Origin of the sequence: Variovorax sp. RTB1 (genome assembly GCF_035018765.1) — a bacterium.
GTDB lineage: Bacteria > Pseudomonadota > Gammaproteobacteria > Burkholderiales > Burkholderiaceae_C > Variovorax.
On record NZ_JASJXG010000098.1, the window covers coordinates 1 to 4,095 of the forward strand.

Consider the following 4,095-nt stretch of genomic DNA (forward strand, 5'->3'; position numbering starts at 1 on the left):
GCGTTACACCCTCTCCCCCGAGGGGAGAGGGGGTAACGCGTCATGAGCTTGTTTCGCATTGAAGGACTGGTCAAACGCTTCGGCGGACTGGTCGCGACCGACCATGTCAACCTGACGGTCGAGCGCGGTGAAGTGCATGCGCTGATCGGGCCGAACGGCGCCGGCAAGACCACGCTGGTCAACCTCATCACCGGCCTGCTGAAGTCCGATGGCGGGCGCATCCTGCTCGACGAAAAAGACATCACCCGGCTCACCGATCATCAGCGCGTGTCGGCCGGCATGTCGCGCTGCTTCCAGGTGACACGGGTGTTCGCCAAAGAGACGGTGCACGACAACCTGATGCTCGCAGCGCAGGCGCACGCCGGCAGCAGCCTGCGCTTCATGGCGCCACGTTCCAACGAAACCGCGCTGACGGAACGCGCCATCGCGCTGGCCGATCGCGTCGGGCTCGGTGCCGAGCGCGACCGCATCGCCGGCACCTTGCCGCATGGTGCGCAGCGGGCGCTCGACGTGGCGCTGGCACTCGCCGCAAATCCCAAGCTGCTGCTGCTCGACGAGCCGATGGCTGGCATGGGCCCGGACGAATCCGCGCGCATGGTGAGGCTCATCGACTCACTGCGCGCCGACATGGCGATCCTGCTCATTGAGCACGACATGGACGCGGTGTTCCGCCTGGCCGACCGGCTGACGGTGCTGGTGCAAGGCAAGGTGCTGATGACCGGCACGGCCGACGAAGTGCGCGGTCATCCGGATGTTCAGGCGGTGTATCTCGGCACCGAAGCGGAAGGGCATTCATGACCGACTCGATCTCCGGAACGACGCTGCTCGAAGGCAGCGCCATCGAAGCCGGCTACGGTGCGAGCCAGGTGCTGTTCGGCATCGATGTGACCGTGCGCGCCGGCGAGGTGCTGGCGCTGTTGGGCCGCAACGGCATGGGCAAGAGCACGCTGCTCAAGGTGCTCACCGGCACGCTCGCACCGCTGCGCGGCAGCGTGCGTTTCGACGGCGCCGAGATCGGCGGCACACGGCTCGACGCCATCGCGCGCCGCGGTATCGCCATCGTTCCGGAGGGGCGCCACGTGTTCCCCAACCTGAGCGTCGACGAGCACCTGCGCGCCTTCGCGCGTCCGCGTGCGACCGAATCGGGCCAGCAGGCGGGCGCGCCGCGCTGGACCATCGAGGCGCTCTACGGACTGTTTCCTCGCCTGGCCGAACGCAAGGGCAATGCCGGCAACCAGTTGTCGGGCGGCGAGCAGCAGATGCTGGCGATCGCGCGGGCGCTGTCGACCCATCCGCGCCTCCTGATCCTCGACGAAGCGACCGAAGGTCTCGCACCGGTCATCCGCGAGGAGATCTGGCGCTGCCTGGCGACGCTCAAGGCAGAAGGCGAGGCGATCCTCGTCGTCGACAAGTACGTGCAGCGCCTGCTGCCGCTGGCCGACCGGCACATCATCCTGGAGCGCGGGCGCGCAGTGTGGCAGGGCGATTCGGCAGCGCTCGATGCCGATCGTTCGCTGTGGGCGCGCTACCTGGGCGTGTAACGTCCGCCTCATGACCCGCATCGCACTCATCCACGCACTCGCCCATTCGGTCGCCCCGATCAACGACGCTTTCGTGCGCGACTGGCCCGAGGCGATCCGCATGAATCTGATGGACGACAGTCTCTCGGCCGACCTCGCGCGCAGTGCAAGCAGGCTGGACGATGCGATGCACCGGCGCTTCATGGCGCTCGGCGACTACGCCGTATCGACCGGCGCCGACGGCATCCTGTTCACCTGCTCGGCGTTCGGGCCCTGCATCGAAGCGGTCGCGGCACGGCATCCGGGCATCCCCGTTTTGAAGCCGAACGAGGCGATGGTCGCCAAAGCCCGGGCCGGCATAGGCAAGCTCGGGCTGATCGCCACCTTCGCCGCGACGCTGGTGTCGATGCCGCCCGAGTTCGGCCCCGATGTCGCGCTCGACACGGCCCTGGCCGAAGGCGCACTCGATGCGCTAGACGCCGGTGACGGGGCCCGCCACGACGCGCTCATCGCCGAGCAGGCGGCATGGCTGCGCGACAAGGGCTGCACCCGCATCGCGCTGGCGCAGTTCAGCATGGCGCGTGCCCGCGCGGCCTGCGAAGACGCGTCGGGCCTACCGGTGCTCACGACGGTCGACAGCGCCGTTGCCGCGCTGCGTGCGCGACTCTCCAACGCCCACTAAGAAGCCAAGCACCGCCCGGTTCTGACGTACAGCGGGGCGTATAAGCGTGGGTACAGACACCATGCGCCGACTGCGTTTTCTCACCGACCGCCACCGCTCGCCCGCCAGCAACAGAGCGCTCGGGTTGCTGCTCGCCTTCAACGCCGGCGCCATCAACGCAGGCGGTTTTCTGGTGCTGCACATGTACACCTCGCACATGACCGGCTTCGCGTCGCAGCTGGCCGACGGGCTGGTGCTGGGCAACACCGAGTTGTTTCTCAACGCGCTCGGCGCCGTGCTGGCATTCATGAGCGGCGCCGCCGTCTGCGCCATCCTGGTGAACTGGGGCCGGCAGCATCGTCTGCACAGCGTCTATGCGTTGCCCTTGCTGCTGGAAGCCGCGCTGCTGTTCCCCTTCGGACTGATGGGCGCCATCACACTGACCTGGTCGACACCTTTCGCGGTGCCGCTCACCGTGCTGCTGCTGGCTTTCATGATGGGCCTGCAGAACGCGGTGGCTTCCAAGACATCGGGCGGCAGCATCCGCACCACGCACATGACCGGCAACATCACCGACCTGGGCATGGAGCTGGGCAAGATGCTGTACTGGAACCGGCGCAGCCACCATGCCGCTTCTGCCGTGCACTACGACCGGCCCCGCATGGTCACGGCGGGTGGACTGATCGGCATGTTCGTGCTGGGCGGAACGGTCGGCGCATTGGGCTTCAAGTACGTCGGCTTCGTCTGCGTGGTTCCGCTGGCGGTGATGCTGCTGGCGTTGTCGCTGCCGCCGCTCTTTCGCGATGTGCCGCGGTCGCCGGTGCTGTCGCGCTTGCTGGGGCGTGTGGGCCGGCGTCCGCCGGTGCGCACGACACGCAAGCCGCACGCCGATTCCGAGTCCCGCGGGCCCTGAGCCTTGTGGCCGCCTCTTGAGGCGGCCGTTTCAAGCCGCTGGTTCAACCCGCGACTGGCACCCTTCCGGCTTCAAGACAGGTCAGCCGACCGGTGTGCCGGCATCGACCACGCGCAACATTCCTTCTTGCGCGACTGACGCCACCAGCCGGCCGTCGCGCGAAAAGATCTCGCCGCGGCACAGGCCGCGGGCCCCGCCGCCGCTCGGCGAATCGATGGCGTAGAGCAACCAGTCGTCGAGCCGGAAATCGCGATGGAACCACATCGCATGGTCGAGGCTGGCCGGGCGAAGGCGACCCTGCATGAAGCTCAGGCCGTGCGGCAGGAGCGCGGCGCGCAGCAGGCCGTGGTCGGACGCATAGGCCAGCAGCGCGCAGTGCAGGGCCGGGTCGTCGGGCAGCTCCGTGAGCGCACGCATCCACACCAGCGCTTCGGCCGGTCGCAGCTCGGGCGTCAGCAGGTCCGGCGCATCGACGGTGCGGAACTCGATCGGCCGCTCCAGCAAGAACTTGTCGTTCATGCCGGCCGGTGCGCGGTTGCCGAGGGCGCGCCGCAGCTCGGCATCGCTCACCAGCGTTTCGGGGGCCGGTGCTTCAGGCATCGTCAGCTGGTGCGAAAAGGCACCCGGCTCGACAGTCTGGAACGACGCCATCATGGTGAAGATGGTGCGGCCCTTCTGCTGCGCGACGACCCGCCGGGTGGTGAAGCTGCGCCCGTCGCGCACGCGGTCGACCAGATATTCGATCGATTCGTTTTTGTCGCCCGGCAGCAGAAAGTACGCGTGCAGCGAGTGCACCGGTCGATCTGCCCCGACGGTGCGGCAGGCCGCCATCAGCGACTGGCCGAGCACCTGGCCACCGAAGACGCGCGGCGTGCCGATGTCTTCGCTCTGGCCGATGAAGCGGTCGGCATCGATCTGCTCGAGCCGCAGCAGCGTGACGAGGTCGGCAACCAGGCGGGCGGGGTCGACCGGGGGAGCGAGGGCGGAGGCGGAGTCAGGAG

The 4,095-nt window shown here is 68.2% G+C and carries 5 protein-coding genes; 4 read left to right on the plus strand and 1 reads right to left on the minus strand.

Annotated features, from left to right (window positions below):
* The first annotated feature begins 42 nt into the window (after positions 1-42).
* The 4 genes from QN397_RS26360 to QN397_RS26375 all read left to right on the plus strand — a co-directional run bounded on the left by QN397_RS26360 (position 43) and on the right by QN397_RS26375 (position 3,094).
* Positions 43-798: an ABC transporter ATP-binding protein gene (locus QN397_RS26360; protein ID WP_323502473.1), complete on the plus strand. Its 756-nt coding sequence runs from the start codon at positions 43-45 to the stop codon at positions 796-798.
* Positions 799-821: 23 nt separating this feature from the next.
* Positions 822-1,541, plus strand: coding sequence for an ABC transporter ATP-binding protein (locus QN397_RS26365; protein ID WP_323502475.1), 720 nt, complete (start codon positions 822-824; stop codon positions 1,539-1,541).
* A gap of 10 nt (positions 1,542-1,551) precedes the next feature.
* Positions 1,552-2,202, plus strand: a complete 651-nt coding sequence (locus QN397_RS26370; RefSeq protein ID WP_323497877.1) for an aspartate/glutamate racemase family protein — start codon at positions 1,552-1,554, stop codon at positions 2,200-2,202.
* A gap of 61 nt (positions 2,203-2,263) precedes the next feature.
* The gene (locus QN397_RS26375; RefSeq protein WP_323497878.1) at positions 2,264-3,094 is read left to right on the plus strand and encodes a YoaK family protein; all 831 of its coding nucleotides are present in this window, start codon (positions 2,264-2,266) and stop codon (positions 3,092-3,094) included.
* Between the two features lie 81 nt (positions 3,095-3,175).
* On the opposite strand, the gene tesB is transcribed toward QN397_RS26375, so the two are convergent.
* Positions 3,176-4,048, minus strand: coding sequence for an acyl-CoA thioesterase II (tesB, locus tag QN397_RS26380; RefSeq protein WP_323497884.1), 873 nt, complete (start codon positions 4,046-4,048; stop codon positions 3,176-3,178).
* Between the last annotated feature and the right edge of the window lie 47 nt (positions 4,049-4,095).